At 47.4% G+C, this 26,943-nt stretch carries 21 protein-coding genes; 9 read left to right on the forward strand and 12 right to left on the reverse strand.

The genetic code is table 11. The features are described from left to right. Positions 1-189: 189 nt before the first annotated feature. The 4 genes from KKE17_07905 to KKE17_07920 all read left to right on the forward strand — a co-directional run bounded on the left by KKE17_07905 (position 190) and on the right by KKE17_07920 (position 4,446). Positions 190-804: a penicillin-binding protein activator LpoB gene (locus KKE17_07905; protein ID MBU1709910.1), complete on the forward strand. Its 615-nt coding sequence runs from the start codon at positions 190-192 to the stop codon at positions 802-804. 27 nt (positions 805-831) lie between these two features. Further along, a complete protein-coding gene (locus tag KKE17_07910) occupies positions 832-2,157 on the forward strand; it encodes a hypothetical protein (protein ID MBU1709911.1) in 1,326 nt (441 codons plus the stop codon). 170 nt (positions 2,158-2,327) lie between these two features. Then, complete coding sequence (locus tag KKE17_07915) at positions 2,328-3,221, forward strand: DUF3365 domain-containing protein (GenBank protein MBU1709912.1); 894 nt, start codon at positions 2,328-2,330, stop codon at positions 3,219-3,221. 34 nt (positions 3,222-3,255) lie between these two features. Further along, entirely contained in the window at positions 3,256-4,446 is a 1,191-nt protein-coding gene (locus KKE17_07920) for a tetratricopeptide repeat protein (GenBank protein ID MBU1709913.1), read from the forward strand. A gap of 31 nt (positions 4,447-4,477) precedes the next feature. On the opposite strand, the gene KKE17_07925 is transcribed toward KKE17_07920, so the two are convergent. The 6 genes from KKE17_07925 to KKE17_07950 all read right to left on the reverse strand — a co-directional run bounded on the left by KKE17_07925 (position 4,478) and on the right by KKE17_07950 (position 11,935). Then, a complete protein-coding gene (locus tag KKE17_07925) occupies positions 4,478-5,290 on the reverse strand; it encodes a hypothetical protein (protein ID MBU1709914.1) in 813 nt (270 codons plus the stop codon). Between the two features lie 32 nt (positions 5,291-5,322). Then, complete coding sequence (locus tag KKE17_07930; protein ID MBU1709915.1) at positions 5,323-6,543, reverse strand: response regulator; 1,221 nt, start codon at positions 6,541-6,543, stop codon at positions 5,323-5,325. Positions 6,544-6,722: 179 nt separating this feature from the next. Beyond that, complete coding sequence (gene tadA / locus KKE17_07935) at positions 6,723-9,068, reverse strand: Flp pilus assembly complex ATPase component TadA (protein ID MBU1709916.1); 2,346 nt, start codon at positions 9,066-9,068, stop codon at positions 6,723-6,725. A 17-nt stretch (positions 9,069-9,085) separates the two neighbouring features. Further along, a complete protein-coding gene (locus KKE17_07940; GenBank protein ID MBU1709917.1) occupies positions 9,086-10,660 on the reverse strand; it encodes a hypothetical protein in 1,575 nt (524 codons plus the stop codon). A 258-nt stretch (positions 10,661-10,918) separates the two neighbouring features. Beyond that, entirely contained in the window at positions 10,919-11,536 is a 618-nt protein-coding gene (locus KKE17_07945; protein MBU1709918.1) for a GTPase domain-containing protein, read from the reverse strand. A 3-nt stretch (positions 11,537-11,539) separates the two neighbouring features. After that, entirely contained in the window at positions 11,540-11,935 is a 396-nt protein-coding gene (locus tag KKE17_07950) for a roadblock/LC7 domain-containing protein (GenBank protein MBU1709919.1), read from the reverse strand. A gap of 438 nt (positions 11,936-12,373) precedes the next feature. Here KKE17_07950 and recD point away from each other — a divergent pair, with 438 nt between their 5' ends. From recD to KKE17_07965, 3 genes are all read left to right on the forward strand, one after another. Next, positions 12,374-14,197, forward strand: a complete 1,824-nt coding sequence (recD, locus tag KKE17_07955) for an exodeoxyribonuclease V subunit alpha (GenBank protein ID MBU1709920.1) — start codon at positions 12,374-12,376, stop codon at positions 14,195-14,197. 375 nt (positions 14,198-14,572) lie between these two features. Continuing rightward, the gene (locus tag KKE17_07960) at positions 14,573-16,015 is read left to right on the forward strand and encodes an acetyl-CoA carboxylase biotin carboxylase subunit (protein MBU1709921.1); all 1,443 of its coding nucleotides are present in this window, start codon (positions 14,573-14,575) and stop codon (positions 16,013-16,015) included. Between the two features lie 71 nt (positions 16,016-16,086). After that, positions 16,087-18,000 (forward strand): pyruvate carboxylase, encoded by a 1,914-nt coding sequence (locus KKE17_07965; GenBank protein ID MBU1709922.1) that lies wholly within the window; start codon positions 16,087-16,089, stop codon positions 17,998-18,000. 412 nt (positions 18,001-18,412) lie between these two features. Here the strand turns inward: KKE17_07965 and KKE17_07970 are convergent, their stop codons facing one another. The 3 genes from KKE17_07970 to KKE17_07980 all read right to left on the reverse strand — a co-directional run bounded on the left by KKE17_07970 (position 18,413) and on the right by KKE17_07980 (position 20,396). Then, a complete protein-coding gene (locus KKE17_07970) occupies positions 18,413-18,814 on the reverse strand; it encodes a glycogen-binding domain-containing protein (GenBank protein MBU1709923.1) in 402 nt (133 codons plus the stop codon). 238 nt (positions 18,815-19,052) lie between these two features. Beyond that, on the reverse strand, positions 19,053-19,490 hold the full coding sequence (locus tag KKE17_07975) for a DNA-binding protein (GenBank protein ID MBU1709924.1): 438 nt from the start codon (positions 19,488-19,490) through the stop codon (positions 19,053-19,055). Positions 19,491-19,856: 366 nt separating this feature from the next. Continuing rightward, complete coding sequence (locus KKE17_07980; GenBank protein ID MBU1709925.1) at positions 19,857-20,396, reverse strand: DUF615 domain-containing protein; 540 nt, start codon at positions 20,394-20,396, stop codon at positions 19,857-19,859. Positions 20,397-20,641: 245 nt separating this feature from the next. On the opposite strand from KKE17_07980, the gene KKE17_07985 reads away from it, so the two are divergent. Both KKE17_07985 and KKE17_07990 read left to right on the forward strand, forming a co-directional pair. Beyond that, on the forward strand, positions 20,642-21,811 hold the full coding sequence (locus KKE17_07985; protein MBU1709926.1) for an iron-containing alcohol dehydrogenase: 1,170 nt from the start codon (positions 20,642-20,644) through the stop codon (positions 21,809-21,811). 347 nt (positions 21,812-22,158) lie between these two features. Continuing rightward, on the forward strand, positions 22,159-22,584 hold the full coding sequence (locus KKE17_07990) for a PilZ domain-containing protein (protein MBU1709927.1): 426 nt from the start codon (positions 22,159-22,161) through the stop codon (positions 22,582-22,584). Between the two features lie 274 nt (positions 22,585-22,858). Here KKE17_07990 and hisF read toward each other — a convergent pair whose 3' ends face one another. The 3 genes from hisF to hypD form a co-directional block, all read right to left on the reverse strand. Next, positions 22,859-24,442, reverse strand: a complete 1,584-nt coding sequence (gene hisF / locus KKE17_07995) for an imidazole glycerol phosphate synthase subunit HisF (GenBank protein ID MBU1709928.1) — start codon at positions 24,440-24,442, stop codon at positions 22,859-22,861. A gap of 153 nt (positions 24,443-24,595) precedes the next feature. Then, positions 24,596-25,615, reverse strand: coding sequence for a hydrogenase expression/formation protein HypE (gene hypE / locus KKE17_08000; protein MBU1709929.1), 1,020 nt, complete (start codon positions 25,613-25,615; stop codon positions 24,596-24,598). Between the two features lie 34 nt (positions 25,616-25,649). Continuing rightward, the gene (gene hypD, locus KKE17_08005) at positions 25,650-26,738 is read right to left on the reverse strand and encodes a hydrogenase formation protein HypD (protein MBU1709930.1); all 1,089 of its coding nucleotides are present in this window, start codon (positions 26,736-26,738) and stop codon (positions 25,650-25,652) included. Positions 26,739-26,943: the final 205 nt, after the last annotated feature.

Below are 26,943 nucleotides of genomic sequence, written 5' to 3' on the forward strand. Positions count from 1 at the left end.
ATTATGACGCAACAACTCGATGAAATCCGTCTTTTCGAAGTCTCATTTTGCATTCGTTATCCATAGATTTTATCAAAGGTAATTTGTGCAGGGGTTTGTTAAAGTGGTATTACAAGTAATAAACGTTGATAATCCAACGTAATCAAAAACGAAATAATGCATAGGAAAAATATTTTGGAGGTGGAGACTATGAAACGTTTTTTGCAAGTCGTCTGTGTAGTGTTATTGTGCGGGTTCTATTTGGCCGGGCTGGGATGCACGGTTTCCACCAGGACCGTGGATGCCGATGAAAAGGTGATTTATGATGAAGGCTATCATTTTTCCGACAAGAAGAGCATTGTCAACGATATGGTAAGTTCCCTGCTTGCCAAGCCGCCGCTCTCCGCAGCCACGGACCGTCCGGTTGTAATAGTCTACGGTATTGCCAACAGGACCGACGAACATATCAGCACCAGCGGCATCAGTGATGATATCCGGCAGGCCCTGATTGCCTCCGGCAAGGTGCGTTTTATCAACGAGACCCAACGGGGAAACATAGCCAAGGAAGCGGATTACCAGCACGGCGGTCAGGTGGCTGCGGAAACCCGGATCAAACTTGCAAAACAGATCGGCGCCAAATTTATGCTTACCGGCACCCTGCGATCCATGGAAAAGAAAGAACCCAAACAGGCCAGGTTGAAAAAGAAGGTGTTGCAATATTACAGCCTGAATCTTGAGCTTACCGATATTGAGACCGGGATTATCGAATGGGCTGACAGCACCGAGGTTATCCGTGAGGCTTCAAAACCTTTTATCGGATGGTAATCAAGAGCCTTTCAGCCGGATACTCAGATGTTTCTATCTAAACGGAGCACCCTCAACAGGGCAGGATCTGACCAGCGTTTTTGCCTGCTGTTTCTAGCCGTGGCTTTATTCCTGAGCCTGGGTGTGGGCGGTTGCGCCTCACAAAAGCTCAGGGATGCCCGGGATGAATTCCATGCCGGAAACGTCGCAGGGGCAAACCAAGCGCTTGCCGGCATGGATGACTACCCGACCCGTGATCGCCTGCTTTATCATATGGAAAGAGGGACTATCCTCTTCAATCTGGCTGCATATGAAGAAAGTGTGCAGGAATTTCTGGCCGCCTCAAAGCTGATCACCGAACAGGAGGTGATCAGCATAAGCCGGCAGACCGGTTCCATTGTGACCTCTGAATGGTTTACGGAATACAAGGGCGAATACAGTGAACGCCTCTGGGTACACTCCTATCTGATGATGAATTTCCTGCTCCTTGACCAGTATGAGGCAGCACTGGTTGAGGCCAAGCAGGCCCTGAAGTTATTCGCGGTCTTTCCCGACGTGCTCAGAAAGGAATACGCCGCGCGCGCTTTGATCGGTTCGTGTTACGAGTTTCTATTGGATTACGATGATGCTTACATCGAATTCAAAAAGCTCTTTGATGATATGCCCCAGAAAAAAAACCTTGCCCGGCATCTCTACGGACTGGCCTGGCGATTGGGGTATAAAGACGATTTTGGGGTATACACTCCCTATCTGTCCGCCGCAGACATGGAAAAGGTGCAGAAGGCGGATTCCACTGAACTCATCGTTTTTGTGGAAATCGGCAGGGCACCGGTGAAGGTGGCGAGCAATATAATAGTGCCGCCCTCCATACGTTTTTCCTGGCCAAAATATACTTCTTCCCCGACTGATTATGGCATGCGGGTGAAGAACCGGGATCTTGAGGCGACAGGTATGACCGTGTCAACCGATATGGGCGCTCTGTTGCGTTCCTCTTTGTCCGCCCGGGCGGAAATCATGATAGTCAAAGAAGCGGCACGGGTGGGGGTCAAAGAGGTTATTGCCCAGGCGGTGGGTAGGGAGAATGGGGAACTTGCAGGCGCCGCAGTGAGGCTCCTGTTTTTTCTTACCGAAGAGGCGGATACCCGCGGCTGGGAAACCTTACCTGGCGGACTGGCCCTGGTTCGGATACCGTTACTCCCTGGAAAACACAGAATCGAGCTTGATGTATTCGGTGGGGCCGGTGGGTCTCTTGGCAATATTATTCTACCTGAATTTGAGATCCAGAAGGGACAGAAGATATTTAAGTCAGTCCGCTGGCCGGTTAGAAAGATGCCCAATAATCCGCCGGAGAAAAAGAAGATGGACCCACAATGATTTCAAACAGGATTCTGTTGACAACAGTAAATTGTCCTGTCTTCTTTTTTCAATTTGGAAATATGATTTAAATTAAATAGATTTACCACGATCTTTTTGTTAAAACGATCACACAGTGTGATATGAATATAATTTATTTTGCGTTTGCTTAAAAAAAGGGGGGAGTAGAGATGTCTTCCAAAAATAAATCTGGAGTGCGCCCGAAATTTATTGCATTGTTGGGCGGACTCGGATTAGCAGCTCTTCTGGTGATCGGCATTGCCAGCTACAAATTCAGTATGCAGGCGGCAATGAATGAAGCCAAAACAAAAGGGGAGTTGATTGCCAATTATATATTTTCCGCACGAAAATATTTTCATGATACGCAGCGGCCTTTGATTAATGAACTTCTTGAAAAGGACAGGTTTTATCCGGAATTAATGTCTGAATTTGTTGTGGCCAAGGAAACCTGGGAAATATTCAAGGAAAGTCTGCCCGGCTATGAATTCAAACAGGCGACCATTAATCCTCTGCAGCCGGATAATAAAGCGGATGAGGCCGAGGCTCGAATAATTAATACTTTCCGGGACAATGCCGGTCTGACTAAACAGGAAGGGATCCTCAGCAAGAATGACGAGAAATATTATTATCTGGCAAAACCGATCAGGATTGACTCGAAAGATTGCCTTGATTGCCATGGAGATCCCGGAGACGCTCCGAAAGATCAGGTTGTCCTTTACGGCGAAGAAGGGGGGTATAACTGGAAAATGGGTGAAACGATCTCTGCTGATATCGTTTATATCCCTATCAAACAGGCACTTTCATCGGTAAAAACCAATGCCCTGATGATCCTGTTGTCCGGCGGCAGCGTTCTGGTTGTCGCATTATTTATTGTCTGGGTTTTCCTGAATAACAGGATTGTTATGCCGATTGTGCGGTTGAGTAACCGGGCAAAGGAAATAAGCCTTGGAAAGAATCTGGAAGAAGAGATAGACTTGAGGGATGCCAAGGATGAAATCGGTTCACTGGCACAGGCAATTGATCGACTCAGAGTAAGTATGCATAAGATGTTGACCCGTAAATAATTAATATCAACTTTTTTATTAAAGAAGAAATGTAATGTTTTATTTATTTGGCAGTAAAATAAAAACCGCTGATGGATTCATGGATATAACCCGAAAAACAATTGCGGCAATTTTTGTAGGGATTTTTGCTGTCGGCTTGGTCGCGGTGGGAATTGTCGAGGCTGCGGACTGCGATGCTGCTTTTAAATCCATTCGCAAAGAGAGAAACCTCATCAAAAAAAAGGAATTGCTTGAAGGAGCTATCAAGCAATGCCCCAATGATGCGGAAATAAATTATATGAATGGCTATACCCTTGAAAGGCTTCGTAATTACGACGAAGCCCTGCAATATTATAAAAAAGCTGCAAAACTGGATGAAAAATCCGCTAAATATCTTTTTGGGATGGGCGACATCTATATGGTGCAGGGTGATTCCAACGCTGCAATAGCCGTTTATGAAAAAGGATTGAGCATCTCACCTGAAAGCAAGCGGGCCCAGAAATCTCTGGAACTTGCCAGACAATCAACAGGTTCTAGCGGTCCGACGGTGCTGCACAAGGAAGTTGTAACTGCTGTAAAGCCCGTTGTTGTTCCCGAGAAAAAGGTGCCGGTTCCAGCCTCGCCGCCCGCAGTCGAGAAGGTCGCTCAAGTTCAGCCAACCCCGTCGCTGCCGGTAAAGTCGCCCCCGAAAAAAGAAATTACCCCGAAGGAAGTAAAGAGCAAACCGACTCCGCCTCCTGAAGTTGTTCAGAAAAAAGCAGAAGCTCCGGTAAAAGTTGTTATTGCTGAACCGAAAAAGACAGTAACACCTCCTGCGCCAGTTCAAGTCGCAGAAAAACCAGCGCCACATGAATCAACAGACCTTCCGGTTGCTCCGGTAAAAGTTGTTATTGCTGAACCGAAAAAGACAGTAACACCTCCGACACCTGTTCAAGTCGCAGAAAAACCGCAGTCACAGAAAATCATGAAAAGTGCTGTATCCCTCGAAATTGATTTACCTTTTGTTGGCCAGGATAATTTGCTGTCCTTAAAAAGAGAGGACAATATCGATCAATTCAGAAAGGCTATGCTGACCGAGGATATGCAAAAACATACCCGGCTGGAAATGTCTTTTTCAGAAAAAAATACTGACGACAGCAGGCTGGAAAATTTGGTTTCGAGGCGTAGGAAGGAGTTGGAGTCAAGCGTTGAAACAGATTCGATTCAGGTAGATCCGGAAAGGCCTATCATCCCTTATTTCCGTTGACAGTCGCTTATCCGGGTTGGCGCAGGCTTATTTAAGGCAGCAGACCTGCTATTTCAGACTTGAATTCCTTTTCCAGTCTTGAGTTGTCTATTTCTGAACAAAGAAGATCAGCCAGGGCATTCAGGCGGTCATTTGTGCACGGTCCTTCCTTGAGCCATTTTTCCACCATGTCACGCATTATCAAACCGCCGATCGGGCCGATGGCCCTGGTCAGAGCGTCCTGGAGTTTTTCTAGCGTCACAGCAAAAGGCCCTACCTTGAAAAGCTGATCAATATCTGCCGGGCCAGCTTCTTGGGGCGTTCCCGGTGATTGGGATTCATCGGTTGTTGAATCACTTACGGCAGGAGCAGGGTCGGCGGATTTTGCAGCCGCAGGCGAAGTTGAGCTTGAGGCGTTTTTTGCTTTTGTTTCATCAAAATGTTCAAAAAAACCAGCTCCCGGTTCGGAGGGAAGCAACAGGTCATCATCGCCAAGCTCCGGCAAATCTTCATCTTCCTTGGGATGGGCTAATGAGTTTTTCAACTCAGGAAGGAGCATGTTCATTGTCATGCTGACTAATGAAAGATTGGCGCTTGGGTCGCAAAAGGTAATTATTGAAGAGCCCTGGTTAATTCGCTGAACAAACGCCACGGATTCGTTGAATTTAATTTCGAGGCTGTCAACAGCAAGGTCGGAAGGCGCATTCAAGGTGAAGATTCTGTCCAGCGAACGACCAACCTTTTCCAAGCCATCCTTTCTGAAAATCCTAGGAAGATCAGTATGTTCCACTCCCTGATTCTCAACATAAATAAAAGAACCGATGATATTTGGAAGTGATTTAATTTCTTTAAGCAGTGCTTCCATAAAAAAGATTTCCTGATTAATCCAATAGGCCTTTAGGTTATTTTGGTTTTTTTGAGAACTGGCGACAGGGTATCGATAATGGCGCCGGCTGATTCGCCATCATCCAGTTCAAGGCCGATGGTTGCGGCCGGGCCTGGAAGTATGATAATTTTTCCACCCTGCGACTGGTTCATGATGATATGTCTCGGACCACTGAACCCTATACTTGCCGCGGTTTGTCGGGAAGCTGCGGTGGCGTATGCAATGAAATTCCCGAATTTTTTTACCTCGACGTTATGCTTTGCAAGAACTTTCCCTGATTTGGCGATGACAATCATTTTCTGTATTCCGGGAAGAGAATCAATAGTACTGAGAAGCATGCGAAGGTTGTTTTTTGGGGGAGGCGGTTTTTGTGAGGGACGAGCTGTCTCATTTTGGTTTTCCGCTTCCAATACCTTTATGAGGTCTTCTTCGGACACGGCATCGACAGGGACTGATCTGTCAAAATCAAGGTTGTCAAGGTTCACCCCGGGGATAGGTTCAAGTTCGCCATCCGGACTGGAAGAAGAGTCATTCTCGGCTTGCTCATCATCTGCCGGTTTATTTTCCCGTTCGTCCTTGAGTCGGGCGCTTTCAATGAGAATGAAACCCAGGGGGACATCTATGGTTTTATTCTGATTTTTGCAGATATTGATGATTTCAATTTTTGTCTGCTCCCAGCTGGAGATCTCCATCGCGGCTTCAAGACTTTTCAAGCCGTTTGTTGATGCGTTTGTCAGCTCACCTTGCTGAAAAAACAACATGCCGGTCCGGTTTTTGGAGGTGACGGTGAGTGTGCATGTTTTTTTGTCCAATTGAAGCAATTGCATGAAGGAGGGAAGCGATATGCCGTCGATGTGGCCTTTGGAGCAGGCGAACAAACCGTCGGATATTTTTTTGAGAAGGATATTAAAGTCGATGGGTTTTTCAATATATTGAAAAGCGCCCATGTCCTTCAGTCGATTTTCCATCTCCGGTGTACCGTACGCAGTCATGACAATCACCGGGACATCGGGGTGCGCGGAACTGATATTGGCCAACAGGTCGAATCCGTCCATTTCGGGCATCTTGAGGTCGGTCACCACAAGATTGATTGAAACGGAATCAAGGATAGAGCTGGCTTCTTTTCCGTTATTGGCGGTCAGGACGGAGAATGGCTGCGAACTGCCTTTGAGTAGATCTTCAAGACTGAGCAGAAATCCTTCATCATCGTCAACAATTAAAACATTGTCCATCTTTGTTTCCAAATGCAGCGGCAACGGTTATTCTCATCCATCCGCCGCACTAAGGGATATTTGAAAATCATAAACAGTGGAATAACTGCTTATGGTGTAGAATCGACTTTATTAACGGTTATCGTGCCAAAAAAAATATGTTATCGACAGATTGTCAAGAATATGATGGCAGTTTGAGATTATTTTATGCAGGCGGCTCGAACCTGTTTGAAGTCGGTTTCTCCAAGGATTACTTTTTGGATGCCATCCTGTTTGAGGGTGAACATGCCTGATTGTAGTGCCTGGCTTCTAATCTCGCTCACCGTCGTGCGTCTTTCAACAAGTTGTTTGACTGCGTCGTCCACCGTAAGAACCTCATGAATTGCCAGGCGTCCGGAATATCCCGAGTTATGGCATTTTTTACACCCTTTAGGTTTGTAAAGTGTGATCTTGTTAAACGATAACAGTGTCAAAGGTGAAATCGGATGCGCACCGAATTCCTCAATGATCATATTTTTTTCTTCTTTTTCCGGTTTGTAAGCCTCCTTGCAATTTGGGCAGAGGCGTTTGATCAGCCGCTGGGCAATAACTCCGATAAGGGAGTCTGCGAAACTGTAGGATTCAATCCCCATGCCGAGAAGTCTGGTGATCGTTTCGGGTGCGGAGTTTGTATGCAGGGTTGTCAGGACAAGATGTCCGGTTAAAGACGCTTCAATAACCGTTTTAGCGGTTTCTTCGTCCCTTGTTTCGCCGACCATGATTATGTCCGGGTCGGCCCTGAGAAAGGCCTTCAGGACTTTTTCAAAAGTCAGGTCAATCCCTGGTTGAACCTGGATCTGCCGGAGTCCGTCCTGAATGATTTCCACTGGATCTTCCACGGTCCATATCTTTTTTTCGGGACGGTTGACCTGACCCAGGGCGGCATGCAGGGTTGTGGTTTTTCCGGAACCGGTGGGGCCGACAACCAGGATAAGGCCGTAGGGCATTTCAAGCATTTTTTTCGCGAGGGCGAAATTATGCTCTGAGAAGCCCATTTTCTCTAAAGGCATGGCCTTGGTGTCGGTAAGTACTCTCAGCACCACATCTTCATAACCCGATGCTGTGGGGAGTGTCGCAACGCGGAGTTCAATGGTTCTTCTGGTGCGGGTCTTGAATTTGATCTTGCCGTCCTGAGGGAGTCTTCTTTCCGAGATATCCAGTCGGGCGAGGATTTTGATTCGGGAAACAACCGCACGTTTGTATTGATATGGGATAATCCTGTATTGTTTGCAGTCGCCGTCGGTCCTGAAGCGAACCACTGTGCCGTTATTGCCCGACAGGGTTTCAATGTGAATATCCGAGGCCTTACTTTTTATGGCGTCTTCAATGATTTTGTTGACCAGCTGGACGACAACGCCTTCAGCATGAATGGCTGTGTCGTATTCATCAAGCTTATCATCTTCCTGCTCTTCAACGAGTTCCAGCTGGTCGAAGAGATCATCGGACGATTGTTCGACGGAATATTTGCCGTAGAAAAAATCAATGAATTTATCAATATCATCCTTAAGAGCCACGGCAAATCTGACATCAGCGGATTTGAAAACCGATCGAATATTATCGGTTTTAACCATGTCAAAGGGGTTATCTGCGGCAATGACCAGTTTGCCGTTATCTTCGGAAACCGGTACGCAATTATTGGCCCTGAAAAATTTTTCCTTGATACCCTTGATGCAGGAAGGGGTGGGAAGCATTTCGAGTTCGTTGAATTCCAGAAAAGGACAATCGTAATAATCACTTAAAGACTGGCCGAGTTCATGCTTATCGATATTGAAGTCGGACATCAACACCGCATCCACAGGTTTGCCTTTTTCTTTGGCGACTTGTATGGCTTTTTCAAGGTCCTCGACCTTGAGATGTTTTTCCTGGATGAGGTGATAGAAACGGCCGAATTTCTGGGCGCTTTGTGAGAGATGCTTAAGATGCTTTTTGGCATTTCTGAATTTGGGGTTGATCTTGACAATTTCTTCAAGGGCTTTTATCGCCGCAGGGAAGGCACCGATGTTTTCATAGGCCAGCGCCAGACGGTCAAGGACTTCGAGTCTTTCTATGCCCCTGTCAAGAACTTTTGAATCTCTTGCTTTTTCGAAATGCTCAATGGCCTTGAATTCATCGTTTAAACTGAGATAGCACTCGCCGATTTTAATATGTAAAGTTGATTCAGAAAAGTGTTTATTACCCAGGAGACCAAGCAACTCCTTAAGGGCTTCGGCAGGAAAACCTGCGTCCATGAGGCCGACGCCTGTTTCAAAACGATGCTGGGTTTCCTCTGCGGGATCTGTTTTGGATGCTTTTTCCTTTTGTTTACTGAAATGGGTGAGACCTTGGCTGGGTTCGTCCAGCTCGGAAAGGAGATTATTAATCTCGCTGATAATAGCTGCATCATTCTTGCCGAGTTGTTCAAGAAGTGAATGATAAACATCCGAAGCCTCCTTGATGAGGCCGTGGGTTTTATAGAGTTCGGCCTCGGCGAATTTATTGCTGATTTCTTCTTGTGTTGATTTGGACATAATTAAGTTGTCTTGTTTTATGATTCAAGCCGGGAGACATCCACAACAGGTAGAAATTCTCCGTGTATCTGCAGGTGACCGGCTAACACGGAACTTTTTTGAGGATTTGCCTCCCAGAGCCATTGCTGTGATACATTTATGTTGTTGGTTTGTGAGTCGAGAAAGACCACACCGCCGATTTCATGATGCGAAAGAAGCATGATGAAATTTTCGTCTGCCGGCTCCGCAAAATTTTGAAAAACACCTGGATGGTCGAGAATAGGGAGCATCATCGATTTCAGCTCTGCATCGGTTTTGGTGCTGATATCGCCGCCCAATAATGGTTTGAGCTTTGACCATGGCCAACTCTTAAGGTTTTTTAACGGGAAACTCTGCCGGTTTTTAAATTTTTCATAGGCATTGATCTGATTATCGCTAACATATGCGACCTGCTCTACCAGAAAGGCGACAAAAGAACCCTTCCATTTTGCAACGGTCAATTTTGACCATGGACATGGAGATTCCCCGGAGCTTTGCTGGGATATTCTGGTTTTTTGAATCGGCGCACCCTGCTGAGGCGGAAGGGATGAGAAATCTCCCCCCAGGGCGTTGGCCAGGGAATCCCGTTGGATTTCAAGCTGTTCACGAAGTTTTTTATTGATCAGGTGGAGTTTGTCATACCCCGGAGTTCTGGCGAAGAGTTGCTCAAGGGGCATGATGCGATCAATACAGCGACCGAGCATTACAACGTTTGACTGGATTACCTTGCCAAGTTCATCGGGAATTGCCGAAGTGCCAGGGAGGCGCGGCGCGGGTGCCGCCACTCTTTTTTCTTCAACCCTCTTTTTAGGGCGGATGGATTTTTGATCAGGGGATTTAAGTTGCTTGGTGTTTTCATCGGCCTGGGATAGCGTGAGTGTATCGTCCTCTTGCCCTTCGATGACCAGTGTGCCTTTATCGCCTTCAGCAACGAGATTAAAATCATCCGGTTGATCTTCGGAAGATTCTTTTTCAAGCTCCATGTGTAATTCTTCAGTCTTTGGCTGGGCGGCTTTTAATTCAGAAAGAACAGATCCCAGGGAAGACTGAATTGCATCTTTCGATAGGTTTTCCAACGATATTTTTTTGAGGATATCGAGGGTCTTTTTCAGAGTCTTGGGTGCAGAAGTCGGCACAGTGAGAGGGGAGGCGAGCAATGCATCAAGAACACCGTTCATGAGTGACAAGGCTTCGGAGGTCCCGGGGGTTTTTTCTCTTTCGAATTTACCCTGCAATTCGGTAAGGGAATCTTTTGCATGTTGTATTGTTTCAGGAGAAACTTCCCATTCCAGGGAGAGAATGGCATGGTCCGATTGGCTTAAAAGATCATCGGCTGTTTCAAGGACATCCTGTTGACCCAGGTCGTTGTCGCTTTCGAGTTCCAAAGAGGATTCAAAAGATTCATCATCGAAAATCAGGGTGTCCTGGTCATCTTCTGTTGCAGAGGCGGTTTTCATGACCTCGCTGGTCAAGGGATCTATTTCAATTTGTTCGAATTCACTGAAAAGATCATCAACCGCATCGTCGATTTCGGTTGTTAAGCTTTCCCTGGTCGGGGATCCGTTTTTATCCATAACATTCTCCTTGGCGTTCTATCTTCTTTCGCAGGGGGTGTGCAAAAACTCCTGTCGTCATACGAATCTGTCTGGTTTGTATCTTCAGCCTCGAAAACGGGATATACGCAAAAAAGGGCATTGATTGTAAGAATTGCCGCTTCAGCACCGCCTCGTTGGACTTGAGGTGATGGTTGAAATTTCCTGCGGCAAGGGGCTTCATCTCCGAACTCTGCAAAATGAAGACTGAGGACATGAGGCTTTGTTCTCCACGGTCAATTATATCCCTTTTAATAAATGCTTGGTTGCCACCCGATGGACGGTTCGCTTGCTGATTTCCTTAAGCGTCTCAAACACTCCCTTCCCCTTGATGGCAACTGATTCAAAATGTTTACGTTTGAGTTCGGGGTTGAGGTCGTGCTGGAGTTCTTCAACAGACAGGGTAGGAATAGGGGTGTCCACCAAGTCTCTTTTATTATATTGCATAACAAGAGGCATGTCATCGAAGTTGAGGCCGTAATCGTGGAGATTGCGGCGAAGGTCTTCAAGGCTATCGATGTTTTTTTGTTGCCGGACCCTTAATGGATCGGCAACAAAAACCAGCCCGTCAACACCTTTTAAAACCAGTTTTCGTGTCGCCTCGTACATCACCTGTCCTGGAACGGTATACAGCTGTATCCGGACATCAAAGCCACTTATTTTCCCTAAATTAAGGGGCAGCAAGTCAAAGAAAAGAGTCCTGTCACCTTTGGTGTCGATGGTCAGCATCTTTCCTCTGTTGTTACTGGTCATGGCATTGTAGATATAGAGGAGGTTTGTTGTCTTGCCGCATCTGCCCGGGCCGTAATAAACAACTTTGCAATGTACTTCTTTTTTGCTGAGATCGATAAGGGCCATCGACTATCCTTCGAAAATTAGCCTGATTGATTCTGATAAATCTGAAATTCTGCACCGGACCAGCCCAAGGGAAACGTCTTCTCCGAAAATAGTTACAAGAATGAGTTCCTTACCGATCCTCCCGAAATGAATGTTGCCGTTTTTGCCTTTGTGAAAAAGGAGTGAAAAGTCGTCTTCGCCAATGAGTTTGGCTATTTGAGATGTGGCTCCCAGGTTGGCTGCGGCAAGGGCCGCAAGGGATATGGAATCGATATCATCAGCCTCCTGGCCGCAGTTCACGAGAATATTTCCGGCGCTGTCAATGAGCATTACTGTGCGAACCCCGGCTTTGATCAGCGAGTTCACAAGTATGTTCTTGGCTTTTTCGAGTATTTTTGATGTTAAGACAAAGTCCGGCATGTTGGAAGCCTCCTGGGAGCGTGGCCTGTACTTGAAGCAAGAATTTTGTTGAAAATATATAGGTAATTGTAGGTGGTAGTTGTATTCATAAAATTATAGGATGTGGTAAGGAAGGATGCGTTTATTTTAGCTGAGATATCGAGGATATTCCAATAAAAAGGATTAATCGGCGTACAGCCTGGTCTGGAAATTTTTAGGCGTGTGTACGAAAGCATTCCCCTGTAACTTTTTTGCATGTTTTTACATTAAAAATGTATAATCGGTCGGGAATAAGTCCCGATCTTGTGAAGATCATCTTTGAACTTGTGCCGAAGTATATCATTAAAACTACTAATTTCAAATAATTTCAATACAATATATGCCATTTCGTGTCAAGAATAAACCGTTTGCCAAGTGTGCGGTGAAACCAGACTTAAGACACGGGCACAGGTGTGGTGAATGGATACATTAAAGCAATTGACTCTGGATTCCTTTGACAGGCATTTTGCCGGTTTTATTAACAGGATCGCCAAAAAACCTGGAGACGGCCTGTTGCTGGGAGCCGCACTGGTCAGTTATTATACGCGAAACGGCCATGCCTGCCTCGATCTTTCAAGTATTGCCGGGAAGCCTCTTCCCAGGGATCTTGTTGTCGGAGATGCTGAAATTCACTGCCCCGGTTTTGAAGCATGGCTCGCGGATCTGACTGCAAGTGGTGTGGTCGGCAGACCGGGAGATTCCACTCCTCTGATAATTCAGCCGCCCCAATTATATCTCCAGCGTTTCTGGAATTATGAAACGCAGATTTCGGAATTCATCCTGCAGAGATCCAGCATCCAATTGGGCGATATTGATCCAGAGGAGCTGGCTAAAGGTCTTGATCGGCTGTTTCCACATAACGCCGACAAGACTGATTGGCAGCGGGTTGCAGCTTTTACCGCAGTCAGCAGGCGGTTTTGTGTAATTACCGGCGGCCCGGGGACCGGCAAAACAAGCACCGCAGCCAAGATAATCGCTTTGCTGATTTACATTGCCGCGGCCAGGGGTGAAAAGGCACCGAAAATAATGCTGGCCGCGCCCACCGGTAAAGCCGCTTCCCGGATGCAGGATGCTTTGAAGTGCTTGCAACAGGAAATTGTATCCGATGCTGCTGGCAGATATGAAATGCCTGAAAAGGTGACCACCCTCCATCGGCTTCTCGGTGCCGGCGTCAGGACGGGTGCTTTCAAGTATCATTCGGAAAATCAATTGCCTGCCGATACGGTGATTATTGATGAAGCGTCGATGGTTGATATTTCCTTGATGTTCCATCTGATGGAGGCCCTGCCCGCAAACTGCCGGCTGATTCTGATGGGCGATCGTGATCAGCTGGCATCCGTTGAGCCAGGAGCAATACTCGCGGACATTGCCCACCGCACATTCTCAGAGCCTTTTTCCGAAAAATTTATTCTTGAATACCAAAACACCGGGGGGCGGAGTTTTCAACCGGAAATCTTATTAAGGGGGGCCGGACTCCACGATTCGGTTGTCGAACTCAAAGAGAATTATCGTTTTAAAGACAGCAGTGGCATCCGGATTCTCAGCCAGGCAATAAACCGGCAGGAACCGGACCTGGTTATGGAGGTTCTGTCCCGGAAAGAGCTTGAGGACATAGCCTGGAAAGAATTTTCTTCTCAGGAAGAATTTGAAATGAGTCTGGCCGAAAGAGTGCATGACTTTTTCCCACGATTCGAGATGGGGGAATCTCCCCGGGACGCCCTCAATTCTCTGGGGAGGTTCGGCATATTGTGTGCCCACCGAAAAGGCAGATACGGAGCTATGGCGGTCAACGCGCTCATTGAAAGGATTCTGGAGCAGACGCCTGCGGCAGGAGGAGGGGACTATTATGTTGGCAGACCGGTGATGGTTGCTAAAAATCATTACGGACTGGGGCTCTTTAACGGCGATGTGGGTGTTGTCTTTGAAGACAGTGAAGCCCTGGGGAAAAAAAAGGTTTATTTCCGTGGTTCCGATGGCTCGGAGCGAAAATTCATGCCTGAACTGCTTCCTGAGCACGATACCTGCTATGCAATAACCGTCCATAAAGGTCAGGGTTCGGAGTTTGATCATGTGCTGCTCATATTGCCGGAGGCCGTTTCTCCGGTCCTCACCTGTGAGCTTATCTATACTGCAGTTACCAGGGCAAGGAGCAGTGTCGAAATCTGGGGAGGCAGGGAAATACTTCGTGAGGCGATACAGTCGAAGGTGAACAGGCAGTCCGGTTTGCTTCAGAAATTGGAATGAATTCGTGATCCTTTGGTTTTTATCTGAAGTTAATGGTCGGAAAAAAAACTAAAGTCTGTACGACTGAAAAGCCCTGTCTCCCAAGGTCTCTAGGGTTTGAGTCTGTTGACTGGATCTGCCTGCAGAAAGGTGATTATCTTTTTATTGCCGGGAGAATTCAGGTGTGCTATATATGAAAATTTTGCTGGTTGACACTAAGGTGAAATTCACAATCTTCAAGGCCGCAGTAATCTGAACATTCTTAATATTTTTTTTCGATGATCGGTAATTGTCGTGGTGGGTTTTTAGGGTTATGGTACCAGCTTGCACTTGATAACATTTGAACAAGATCGACAAGAAGTTCAGTTCGAGAATGCTTACTATAAATGAGGTGTACTGTTGAAAAAAATACTGGTTGCTAATCGAGGTGAAATTGCGATTCGAGTGATTCGGGCCATTCAGGAGCTCAGCTACGTTGCTGTTGCGGTTTATGAAACTCCGGACAATGATGCCCTGCATATACGAGTTGCCGACGAAGCCATCTGGCTTGGTAAAGGACCACGGGTTGATTATTTAAATATCGACAAGGTGATTGCCGCAGCCCGCAAGGCAGGGGCCGACGCCATTCATCCCGGCTATGGTTTTCTCGCGGAAAACCCGGATTTTTCCCAGGCCTGTCAGGATGCCGGTATAACTTTTATCGGACCGACTCCGGAAGTTATCCGTAACCTTGGCGACAAGGTTACGGCGCGCAGGATTATGCATGATGCGCAAATCCCCATGGTTCCGGGAACTCAGAATCTTGCCCAGGGAGATGACGGACTCAATGAGGCCAAGGCCTTCGGAGCGAAATACGGCTATCCCATTATGCTCAAGGCAACTGCCGGTGGCGGTGGACGCGGAATCCGCAGAATCGAGGATGAAAGCCAGCTGGTTAAAGAGATTCCCATTGCCAGGTCAGAGGCAAAGGCGGCATTCAGTAATGACAGCGTCTATCTCGAAAAGGTCGTACTCACGCCGAAGCACGTTGAGGTTCAGATCATTGCCGATAATTTCGGAAACACCGTGCACCTGGGCACCAGGGATTGTTCCATTCAGCGCCGTAATCAGAAACTCGTAGAAATTGCGCCTTCGCTGATCAAGGATCAGAAACTTCTTGATGAAATTTGTCATACCGCGGTCAAGGCCGCCCGGGCGGCAAATTATACCAATGCCGGCACCGTTGAATTCCTCATCGACAAGGATATGAAATATTATTTCATGGAGATCAATACCAGGGTTCAGGTAGAGCATACGGTCACCGAAATGATTACCGGCATAGATATTGTCAGGACCCAGATTAAACTTGCACTGGGTAAAAAACTCGCTTTCAAGCAGGAGGATATCCAGCTCAGAGGGCATGCCATCGAGATGCGGATCAATGCCGAGGACCCGCAGAATAATTTTATGCCCGAAGCCGGCAAGACTGTTTCCGTCTATCGTTCGCCGGGGGGATACGGTGTACGTCTGGACGGTTTTGTTTACCAGGGCTACACAATTCCTGAAGCGTATGATTCCCTGCTGGTTAAAATGACTGTATTCGGTTTCAGCTGGAACGAAACCGTTGACAGGCTCCGCCGCTGTTTGAAGAATTTTGTCATCACCGGGCCCAAGACGACGATCCCTTTTTATATAAATCTGGTAAACGACGTGGATTTTCAGAAAGGGGATTTTAATACGTCCTATCTTGAGACCCATCAGTATCTTATGGATTATGAGGAAAAATGCACCGAGGGAAACAAGCTGGCGCGCTTGATAGCCGAGATTCATCATAAAAAGGAAAACCCCTACGCCATATAAGTTGAGGATCGACAGATACGTAATTTTTTCGCCGGCAGACCTGTACGGCAGTTAAACGATAAGGAGTCACCATGGAACGAATTGTTCAGGGTATGGATATCAAGGAAGTATTAAGGATTATGCGGGCAGCGGACGGGTATTACATTACCAATACCGCCCGCGACCTTTCCCAGTCGGATTTTAAAAACAGGATACTCCTGCACACGGACCTTCTGGCTGCCAAAGCCAGGGAGGATGCTAATTTCTTCTCCCTTGAGATCACCGGCGGCGCCTCCGTTCATGTGGATATCCTGAGAAAGCAGGTGGATCCGTTTCTGAAACTCGAGCTGCTCAGGGAACAGATGCCCAACACCATGTTTCAGACCTTGTGCCGGGGGGTGAATCTGTTTGGATACCGGCCGTATCCTCAGAATGTCATTCGCCTTGTCGTCCGTGAATTTGCTAAATATGTCGATGTGTGGCGGGTGTTCGATTTCATGAACCATATCCCCAATATGCAGGCGGTTTTCGAGGAAGTGCAGAAGGCCGGCAAAATACTCGAACCCAGCATCTGTTTTTCCACCGGTCCGGAGCATACGGATGAATATTATGTCAGGAAGGTCGGTGAGATCATCGATGTCACCGGCGAAGATATTCTCCTCTGTATCAAGAACCACGGCGGACTCGGGACTCCCAAGCGCATCGGGGATCTTGTCGCTGCCATCAAGGATAAATATCCGGATATGGTCATTCACTACCACGGCCATAACACCGACAGCAATGATATCGGCAGAATTACTGCAGCAGTGCTGAACGGAGCAACCATTGTTGATGCAGCAGACCATGCATTTACCGGCTATTTCGGTCCGCCGCCGATTCTTACGGTAATCGATACCTTGAAGGACTACGGCAAGACCGCGGTTGGTGTCAATGTTGCTGCGGTTATTGAAACATCCGATATTCTCCGTGATGAACGCCAGTATTATGAATATTTTGAGTCGCAGTTCAAGGGGTTCCTGCCCACGGTGCAGATTCATAAGCTGCCCGGCGGCGCAATGGGGAGCAGCTTTGAGCAGGCCGTCAAGGGCGGCTTCCTTGACAGGATGCCCACCATTCTTCACGATGAATTGCCTAAAGTCCAGAAAGAGCTCGGCAACTGGTGGAGTGTCACCCCCGGCTCGCAGATTCTCTGGACAACAGCGGTGAGCAATGTCCTTGGCGGTGACCGTTACGGGAATCCCTCCGGGGATCTTAAAAACCTGTTGCTTGGCAAATACGGGCCTTTTCCATTCTATCAGCCTCCCGACTGGATATATGAAAAGGTGTTCGGCGCCGACTGGAAGACCATTCTTGAAAAACAGGGCGGTGTAGAGGATATCGGCGATATGGATATCGAAGAGGAACGAAAAGCCCTTGCCGCAAAACTCGGAGTTGAACCCACCGAGCAGCAGCTTGTCACCTATCTGCAGCATCCTAATGATGCGGTTAACTTTTTTAAATTCGAAGAAAAATTTGGAAAAGTCTATGTTCTGCCACCGAGTATTCTTCTCAAGACCGGCGGTTTCAAGCTCGGTGAAACCATTAAGTTCAAAGATCATTATGGCAAAGAACATATTATCGAGATCGGTCCTGAACAGGAGAATGAAGACGGAGAGTTCAGTACCTATCTGAATATCGACCATCATCAGCGGGTATTCAAGTTTCAGGCTGAAGTTGCCGAGGGCACGGTCTCGGCCGCAGCTCCGCAGTTGAGCAAGCAGGAGATTGTAGCTCTTGCCAAGGCCGGAGATATCCGGGCGCCTTTTGGGGCCAATGTCTGTGAAATAAGTGTCAAGGTAGGCGATACTGTCAAGCAAGGCGATCAGCTGGTCATGCTTGAAGCAATGAAAATGCAGACCCCGATTAACAGCGAAGTGTCAGGAAAGGTCGCGGAGATTTCCACCGAGGCGGGGGTTGCAGTGAAACCTGGCGACAAACTCCTGAAAATCGAGGTTGGAGGCGAATAAATCGCAGGTTGTTGCAGCGTTAGAAAAAAGTTGAAAATATTTAAAATGAGTGATATCTAAGCAAAAATTATAACGATGAAATAAATTTGTATGTTTATGCTGAGATCCAGATAAACTTCAAAAATAAAAAGGCATTCCGCGATCCGGGATGCCTTTTTTGTTATTTTTTTAGGGTTAATGCCATGCCACTTGCTGAATAATAAAGATTTTGGCACCAAGCAATGTTCTGCTTATAAACTTTCGAATCCAGGAGTCAGTATCAGGAATCCAGAAGACAAATGTTGCAATATGTCCGGTACAAGCTATTCTGACTCCTGACTCCTGACTCCTGACTCCTGGATTCAGATACCTCCTGGCTCGCAGTCATGAATTATCTGCCGCGGTTCATTTTGTTTTACGACTCTCAGCCTTTTCAGCTGACGGTGATGATCGAGTTTTCTCCGTGATAGGGGTTGGAACATTTCTCAGGGCTTTCCGGGTCGGTCCACCAGGAACCGTCAACCAGGAAAAGGTATTCGTAGCGCCCCGGTTTAAGTTTCATGCTTTTTTTGAAAATGTCGCCCTTGGATTTTTGCATTTTCAGTGAACTCGTGTTCCATTCGTTGAAATCTCCGGCAAGAAAAACTTTACTGGCGCCCGGAGCGCATACCTTGAATTCAATTGATGGAATTGTTTTTTTCGGCTTGGGAGCGGCCGCCTTTTTTGTCGGTACTGCTGTTTTGGTGGCGATTGGTGTTGCAACGGCTGCGACGGCTTTTTGGGGCTTTGCAGTGGCTTTGGTTTTAATTGTTTTGGTTTTTGGCGTTGTTGCCATGTTTGAATCCTCCCTTAAAGGTGAAACATATCATTATTATACACAGCTTTATAAATCCGATTCATCATGGCATGCTGTGTCTTTCTCTGCGGTTGCCTGCTCACCGCGCTGCAAGGCTGTTCTGCAGGTCCCTGCCTTTGTTCAGGACCTGACATGCGCCTCGAATTTGTGTCATTCGTCTATATCTCAAAAACAATAATGTGGGAAAAGTTAGGGTGGAGTCAATGAAAAAATAATGTTACTTGAAAGTAATTCGATTGAATCCCCCTTTTTCAAACCAGGGCCGGGTGGCATCGATGCCGCAGATTTCAAAAATTATTGCTTCAAGAATCAAATAGACCTTTGTGCCTTTGCGGACACATGCAGTCAAGGTGTCGCCGTGGTGGCCCAGAGCGGCATGGAGATGAATTCTCGGTTCTACTTCATCCCAGAAAATGCTTCCTGCGCCTAATACCTCACGGGCTGTGTCTTCGTGTTTCCATACCGGCTCGGGAGGCATCACCGGTTCCTTGGGTCCGGTCACCACATCAGCTTCAAGCATTCCCCCCAAAACCTGGAACCAGCCGCAGCGGATATTTTCTCTGACGATCAGTTCTTTCAACTCTCCAAGAAAATCATCCTGGTGATCAAAACGGGCGGAGAATACCCTGCCCATGGTTCCGGTTCTGTAGTCCATAATTGTTCCTAATAGTGTCCAGTTTTAGGTGATATTATAATATTTTCAGGATTTACACGAGTATGTTTAGGAATAACGAATATCGAACAAGGAATATCGAATGTCGAACGAACTAATCTGACCATTAGAATATATACCGCAATTATAGAGGGTAATTGCATATAGATTTTGTTTTGGTGAATTCTGCAAAACAAATGGTAAAATATATCTTCTTAAATGATTTGATCTATATCCTTGGAAAACATCTACAGTTCATTATTCCTTGTTCGATGTTCTGCGGTTCAATGTCGCCCTTGTCGGGGGCACCGATCTTTTTAAATATATACCTCCAGTATTTGGCAGTGGAGGAAAACAGTCATTCGGGAGTTAAATCCCAAACTTTGCCTTTTCAAACGCCCCTTTGAGCATTCTGAATATTTCTCTGTTCAGGGTGATTTTTCTGGTTCTTGCAAAGCGGAACGCCAGTTGTTGAATCGAAAGCAAATCCAGATCAGGAAAAGTTTCCCTCAAAGATGCGAGAGAAGGGCTTTCCCATTTGGGTGATAATGATTCATTCTGGCTTCTTGCCTCATCAAACGCTGCGATGGTTTCGTTAAGAATTGTGTCACGAAGATGCTCAAGTTCGTGAAAGTCCCGATTTTCTTTGAGCTTGGAACCTCTTTTTTCTTCAAGAAAATCGAGAATCGGATCAGTCTCAATATTTCGCAGTTCTTTGGCAATATATTTTATAAGCCTCTTTTTTGCGCCGCCCTTGATTTTTTGCGCCGCAAGTATCTCTGGTACCAGATATTCAGGGCACGGTAAATTTGTAATATTTTTCACCGAGAGTTTTACCAATTCCTGGGCAAGGTCTTCGATTCTTTGGGCTCGGCGTTTCAGCTCCGAGCGACTCGTTTTATTTTCCATAAAAAAGTATCCGTCTTTTTTTAAGTTGCCATTCGATTGCGGCCTGCAGTAGAATCTGCTTTAGTTAAGTACTGGTAGTAAGTAATTTCCTGGTAGGTTTTGACTAAGAAAATACTGAAACACGCTTCAATACACTCCAAAACAGCATGCATTTTTTTGGAGAGATCAGCAGACATCCAACCGGACTATACTATTTTAAGGTATCATTCGTATCATTTTTTTTAAACTATAAAGGAACGAATATCATGGCAGACAAATTTTTGATCAATCAGCCGACCCGGATTCGCTTTGGACAGGGAGCAATCAATGATCTTGCGCAAATGGTCAAGGATTTGGGCGGCAAGAAAGTTTTCATGGTGGTTGACCCGGGATTAAAGGGCGCGGGTCTTGTGGAAAAAATCACTGCGCCGTTGATACAAGCTAAAATGAAATTTGAGATCTACGATGCTATCGACCCGGAACCGGGCTTGAAGCTTGCCGATAACGGCGCCACCCTTGCCACGAAGGCCAAATGTGACTGCGTGGTCGGCGTGGGCGGTGGTTCGGCCATGGATGTCGCCAAGGCGGTAAGTATTCTGCTTACCAATGGCGGCAAGGCGGAGGATTATCTGGGGCTCGGTAAAATCAAGAAACCCGGAGTACCGAAGATCATGGTGCCGACCACCGCGGGCACCGGCGCTGAAGTTACCTTTACGGCGGTGTTTATCAATGAAAAAACAAAATCCAAAGGTGGCATGAACGGTGATCCGTTGTATCCTGATGCGGCGATTCTCGATCCGGAACTGACGGTTTCCATGCCCAGACATATCACCGCAAGCACCGGCATCGATGCTTTTACCCATGCACTTGAGGCATTCACCTCAACCCAGGCACACAGGGTTTCCGACATGTACGCCATTGAGGCGATCGATCTGATCAGCAGGAATCTGCCCCTGGCATATGCCCATGGCGGCAATATGCAGGCCCGTGAAGCAATGCTTATGGGAAGCCTGCTTGGCGGCAAGGCCCTGGCCACTGCCGGAGTCGGTCTGGTTCATGCCATGGCCTATCCCCTGGGCGGCATGTTCGGTATTCCCCATGGACTGGCAAATGCCGTACTGCTTCCCTATGTTGTGGCTTACAATATTATCGGCAACCCGGAAAAATTCGCAATCATTGCGGAAGTCATGGGCGAGGACACTGAGGGCCTTTCTTTGCGGGAAGCTTCCCTGGCTGCGGTTGAGGCTGTGTATAATCTGAATGCCGATGTCGGCATCCCGGCAACCCTTGCTGATCTCAAAATTCCTGCGAAAAAAATTCCAGAAATGGCCAGGATTGCCCTCACCGTCACCAGGCCGATTGAAAACAATCCCCGCAAACCGTCCCTTGAAGACGTGATCCAGGTCTATGAAACCGCAATGAATGGTTGGGAATAGGATTGTTCGAAGACGGACTGAATCGTTCTAAATTTGTCTGACCTCAAAATCGTATATTCGCAAGTAAATCAGGAAAAAGCCCCCGGGATAATCTATGAGAAGAATTCCGGGGGCTTTTTTGATCCGGACCAGCAAGGAACGAATTCCAATGTCATTTTCACCCGCCAACCTGAGTCTCATTTATTCAAAACTGCCGAAGATCTTTCGAAGCAAGGAAGACGATATTATTTGATTCCCGCGTAAAGTCCTGGTCAAGCTGCCGGCGTTTGACCCAGGAGAGCATCAATATCTTGATTGACTGAAGTGTTAGTGTTACTATTCCATAAATTTTATGGGGGAGTTTTTTTATGGCGGCAGATAAAACAAATTTTGACGAGAAACGCCAGTTTCGACGTTATGACGTTGATTTGGGATCATTTGCTATTTTTCGGCAGGACATTAAAGTGATGCCGGGTTTGATAATCGACATCAGCATGGGTGGTTTGGCTTTTATTTATTACGATGGCGAGAACTGGCCCCAGGACCCTGATGAGCTTTTCCATCTTTTCGGCTACGAGTTCAATGTGGAAAGGGTGGCCATGGAAACAGTATTTGATGCTGTAATCAATGACGAAAGCAATACTTTTTACCAGCTTCTCGTGCAGCATGGATCGGAAAAAAGAAAGATCCGGCGGCGGGGCGTGCGGTTCGGTGAATTGACTGAAAAACAGAAACTGGGACTCGAAGGGCTTATAAAAGAATTTAACGAAGCCCTTGAAAATCAGAAGAAATAGACGGTTTCTCTGATATACAAAAAAAGGCGGTCTGGAAATTTACTCCGGACCGCCTTTTTTTTATTCTTTCTTAGGGTTTAATACCCCGTTGCTTGCAGCGTTTCGATAGAGCCGCTGAAAGCAACGCGTAAGAAGGATTTTTTGTATCCAGAAGCCAGGAGCCAGAATTCAGAATAAAAAACAAAAGAATGGGAACTTTAAAGGTCTGTTCTTCTGGTTTCTGACTCCTGATGCCCCGTAGCTCGAAGTCATAGCTTTCCTGCTGCGGGGTAATTCATCGGGTTTCGATTCCTTTGTCGCGCATATGTTTTTTTACGTCACTGATCGGGATTTCTTTTCTGTGAAAGATTCCTGCAGCCAGGGCTGCCTCCACATCGGTTTTTGCGAAAACCTCGGAAAAATGTTCAACCCGGCCAGCGCCGCTTGAGGCAATGATCGGGATGGTCACCGCCTTCCTGATCATATTTATCAGTTCGATATCAAAGCCGCTGTTGGTGCCGTCTTTATCAATGCAGTTTAGGAGAATTTCTCCGGCTCCAAGGGTTTCAGAGGTTTGAGTCAATTGAACCGCATCCACGTCCCGGCCTTCGCGGCCGCCCTTCACCGTGCACTGATACCAGCAGTATCCCTCACCTTCTGGTCCGGGAAGATCGGTTTTTATGGTGTGATGAGCGGTCTCTTCCGGACTCGACACATATACCCTGCGCGGGTCCACGGAGATGACCACTGCCTGGTTGCCGTAGACATGGGATATCTGTTCGATGGAACTTTTGCCGGTTTTTTTGCCGGTGCGCAGATATTCTTCAACAGTGTAAACTGCGTCGCTGCCGATGGAAATTTTGTCGGCACCGGAGCGGAAATATTCCGAGGCCACGTCAAGAGCGGAAGAGTAAATGCCGTCTGATGCAGTATACTCCCTTATCCCGCCGCCGATGGTAAGCGGCACAAAGACGTTTTCTGAAGTGCGTTTCAAGACCTCGAGCATGGGCTGGTCTTTCATGGGGAAATCCCGGAAGCCGGTGATGTTTAAGAAGGTTATTTCATCGGCGCCTTCTTCATAATACCGGCGCGCAAGTTCCACGGGTTTTCCGAGATTCCGCACCTCGCCCTGGTCGCGGACATCGTACTGGTCGCCCTTGGTCACCACAAGATCGCCGTTGTCGTTGGTCCGTACATCGAGGCAGGCAATGATTCTTTTGGCAATTCTTGTTTTTCCTTGCTGTCCGGGAGCAAGGCTTGCCGGTAAAAGGGAATCCGAGGTAAGAAAGTTGTTGAGAATGTTGAGCCCCGCCTCGCCGCTTTTTTCAGGGTGGAACTGGAAGGCGGCGATATTGCCTTTCTGGACACCGCTGATGAATTCTTCGCCGTAATCGGTCTGAGTGAGGATCCAGTCGCGGTTTTGTTCGTTTTCTGCAGCCCGGTAAGTGTGGACAAAATAGAGCTTCTCCCCTTCATAGCCGTCAAGCAGTGGGGAAGCTTTTGCCGGCTTGATGCCGTTCCAGCCGATCTGCGGAATAGAAAGCCCGGTATCGGTAAACCGTTTCACCATGCCGGGAATGATTCCCAGTCCGGCAACCCCCAGAGACTCTTCGCTGCCTTCAAAAAGGGTCTGCAGGCCCAGGCAGATGCCAAGGAATGGCTTGTTGGATTTAATATGGGCGATGAGGGGTTCAATATAGCCCAGTTCCTTTAAGCGGGAGATGGCGCTGCCAAAACTGCCGACTCCGGGGAATATCAGTTTTTCTGCCCGGATAATGTCTTCGGGGGTTTTGACATCCCGTACCTCAAACCCAAGCTTTTTTATGGCGTTTCTGACGCTTCTGACGTTGCCGGCGCCGTAATCAAGAAGTGATATCATTGTAAAAAATATCCTCAAAAGGATTCAAATTAAGTTCCAGAACCAGACATTTCTTCTGTAGGTTGAAAGCGCACAAATTTACAGGAGACAGGTGAGAAAAGCAAGGCTTGAACTTTCCTTAAGGATTCAACTTTGATGGAAGAATTATTCCGGCTAGCATATTCTTGGCAGCTGCTCCCCTAAAGGCATATCAACAATCCGCTCAACTCTCAGGGCTGTTCTGATCGTAACCATGCCCCGATGATCCTCCACCACTCTGCCGATGATTGCAGAATTCTTGCCTTGGGGATGACTTTTCATCGAGGAGATTATCCGCTCGGCCCATTCCTCAGGCACCGCGGCAACGAGTTTTCCTTCGTTTGCCACATAAAGCGGGTCAATGCCAAGTATTTCGCATGCAGCCCGTACTTCCTCTCGCACCGGGATTTTCTCTTCATCAATAACGATGCCGAGATTGGATGCCTTGGCCCATTCGTTCAGCGTTGCGGCAACGCCGCCGCGGGTGGGATCGCGCAATGCATGAATATTTTTTGAAACCGCAAGCATTGCATCCACCAGATGATTCAGCGGTGCGGTGTCGGAAAGGATTCTGCTTTGAAAGGATAACCCCTTCCTGCTGGTCATAATTGCCATGCCGTGATCACCCAGGGTTCCCGAGACAATAATCGCATCACCAGGTTTGAGGCTTGCCGCGGAAATCATCGTCCCCTCCGGTATCATTCCAATCCCTGTGGTATTGATAAATATCTTGTCGCAACTCCCAATGTTTACGACTTTTGTGTCGCCGGTGACAATAACAACGCCGGCATTTTTCGCGGCAATTTCCATGGAAACCAGAATTCTGTGCAGATCAAGCATCGGCAGGCCTTCTTCAAGAATGAAGGCTGCACTTAAGAAAAGCGGTTTGGCACCGCTCACTGCAATGTCGTTAACCGTGCCGTTTATCGCCAGGTCGCCGATATCGCCGCCCGGGAAAAATATGGGATCCACCACAAAGGAATCTGTGGTAAATGCCAGTCTCCCTGGCCCTATATCAAGGGTTGCCTGATCCTCGAGCCTGTTGAGGATCGGGTTGCCGAATCTGGGCAGAAAGAGTTTGTCGATGAGCTCGGCAGACATTCTGCCGCCGCTGCCGTGAGAAAGCTGGACGCGCTGGTGATTGATGATCGGCATGGGGCAGGAGAGTTTTTCAGGGTCAAATGGCATTTTATCTGGTCCTCTGATAACTGTAATAGGCGGCGCAGGCCCCTTCGCTTGAAACCATGGTCGCACCCAGGGGATGCTCCGGGGTGCAGTCGTTTCCAAAGACCGGGCATTGGCCTGGTTTGATCAGGCCTTGAAGAATTCTACCGCTTAAGCATTTTTCCGATTCCTTTGTGTTGATGCCTGAAACTTCGAACTTTTTTTCCGCATCAAAAGTTGCAAAATTATCTTTGACCTGAAGGCCGCTTGCAGGAATTTCGCCGATGCCGCGCCAGGTCCTGTCAATAATTTCAAAAACCGTAAACATTGCTTTTTGTGCAGCCGGATTACCTTGCCGGTGGACAATGCGTTTGTATTGGTTTTGTACTTCATATGTTCCGGCTTCAAGCATCTTTGTCACCATGAGTATGCCTTCGAGAATGTCGATGGGTTCAAAACCCGTAGGCACCATGGGTACCTTGTATTTTTGGGCCAACGGCTCGTATTCTTCCCATCCCATGACCGCGCAGACATGGCCGGCAGCAAGAAATCCCTGGACCCGGTTTTCCGGAGAGGAAAGGATGGCGTTGATTGCCGGCGGCACCAGCACATGGCTTGCAAGTATACTGAAATTGTCGAGATGTTCCCGGTCTGCCTGGAGCACGGCCATGGCGTTTCCCGGTGCGGTTGTTTCAAAGCCCACCGCAAAGAAGACCACTTGCTTTTCGGGATTTTCTCTGGCGATTTTTACCGCCTCAAGGGGAGAATAAACGATTCGTACATCGGCTCCTTCGGATTTTGCGATGAACAGGTCTTTTTCACTTCCCGGTACCCGGAGCATATCCCCGAAACTGGTAAAGATGATATCAGGCATCCGCGCGATGGCAATCGCCTTGTCAATGAGTTCCAGAGGGGTAACGCACACCGGGCAGCCCGGCCCGTGAACCAGTTCGATTTCCTTGGGCAGTACCTGGTCGATGCCGTTTCTGACAATGGCGTGGGTCTGGCCGCCGCAGATTTCCATGATGACCCACGGGCGGGTCACGGTTTTGTGGATTTCAGCAATGATTGTTGCCGCGACCTCAGGGTCCCTGTATTCGTCAATGAATTTCATGTGTTAAAGATAGTGATGAGTGATGAGTAAATAGTTAGTGAAAAAAATAAATAGTAAAAAGTGACAAGTTTTATGGGAGCATGTATTTTTTCAGCACTCAGCACTCAGCACTCAGCACTCAGCACTCAGCACTCAGCACTCAGCACTCAGCACTCAGCACTCAGCACTCAGCACTCAGCACTCAGCACTCAGCACTCAGCACTCA

The organism is Pseudomonadota bacterium (assembly GCA_018823135.1).
In the GTDB taxonomy this organism is placed as follows: domain Bacteria; phylum Desulfobacterota; class Desulfobulbia; order Desulfobulbales; family CALZHT01; genus JAHJJF01.

Excerpts from the sequence above, each read along its gene's own strand:
- KKE17_07905 (MBU1709910.1), top strand. The coding sequence starts at position 190 with ATGAAACGTTTTTTGCAAGTCGTCTGTGTAGTGTTATTGTGCGGGTTC.
- KKE17_07910 (MBU1709911.1), top strand. The coding sequence starts at position 832 with ATGTTTCTATCTAAACGGAGCACCCTCAACAGGGCAGGATCTGACCAG.
- KKE17_07915 (MBU1709912.1), top strand. The coding sequence starts at position 2,328 with ATGTCTTCCAAAAATAAATCTGGAGTGCGCCCGAAATTTATTGCATTG.
- KKE17_07920 (MBU1709913.1), top strand. The coding sequence starts at position 3,256 with ATGTTTTATTTATTTGGCAGTAAAATAAAAACCGCTGATGGATTCATG.
- KKE17_07925 (MBU1709914.1), bottom strand. The coding sequence starts at position 5,290 with ATGGAAGCACTGCTTAAAGAAATTAAATCACTTCCAAATATCATCGGT.
- KKE17_07930 (MBU1709915.1), bottom strand. The coding sequence starts at position 6,543 with ATGGACAATGTTTTAATTGTTGACGATGATGAAGGATTTCTGCTCAGT.
- tadA (MBU1709916.1), bottom strand. The coding sequence starts at position 9,068 with ATGTCCAAATCAACACAAGAAGAAATCAGCAATAAATTCGCCGAGGCC.
- KKE17_07940 (MBU1709917.1), bottom strand. The coding sequence starts at position 10,660 with ATGGATAAAAACGGATCCCCGACCAGGGAAAGCTTAACAACCGAAATC.
- KKE17_07945 (MBU1709918.1), bottom strand. The coding sequence starts at position 11,536 with ATGGCCCTTATCGATCTCAGCAAAAAAGAAGTACATTGCAAAGTTGTT.
- KKE17_07950 (MBU1709919.1), bottom strand. The coding sequence starts at position 11,935 with ATGCCGGACTTTGTCTTAACATCAAAAATACTCGAAAAAGCCAAGAAC.
- recD (MBU1709920.1), top strand. The coding sequence starts at position 12,374 with ATGGATACATTAAAGCAATTGACTCTGGATTCCTTTGACAGGCATTTT.
- KKE17_07965 (MBU1709922.1), top strand. The coding sequence starts at position 16,087 with ATGGAACGAATTGTTCAGGGTATGGATATCAAGGAAGTATTAAGGATT.
- KKE17_07970 (MBU1709923.1), bottom strand. The coding sequence starts at position 18,814 with ATGGCAACAACGCCAAAAACCAAAACAATTAAAACCAAAGCCACTGCA.
- KKE17_07975 (MBU1709924.1), bottom strand. The coding sequence starts at position 19,490 with ATGGACTACAGAACCGGAACCATGGGCAGGGTATTCTCCGCCCGTTTT.
- KKE17_07980 (MBU1709925.1), bottom strand. The coding sequence starts at position 20,396 with ATGGAAAATAAAACGAGTCGCTCGGAGCTGAAACGCCGAGCCCAAAGA.
- KKE17_07985 (MBU1709926.1), top strand. The coding sequence starts at position 20,642 with ATGGCAGACAAATTTTTGATCAATCAGCCGACCCGGATTCGCTTTGGA.
- KKE17_07990 (MBU1709927.1), top strand. The coding sequence starts at position 22,159 with ATGGCGGCAGATAAAACAAATTTTGACGAGAAACGCCAGTTTCGACGT.
- hisF (MBU1709928.1), bottom strand. The coding sequence starts at position 24,442 with ATGATATCACTTCTTGATTACGGCGCCGGCAACGTCAGAAGCGTCAGA.
- hypE (MBU1709929.1), bottom strand. The coding sequence starts at position 25,615 with ATGCCGATCATCAATCACCAGCGCGTCCAGCTTTCTCACGGCAGCGGC.
- hypD (MBU1709930.1), bottom strand. The coding sequence starts at position 26,738 with ATGAAATTCATTGACGAATACAGGGACCCTGAGGTCGCGGCAACAATC.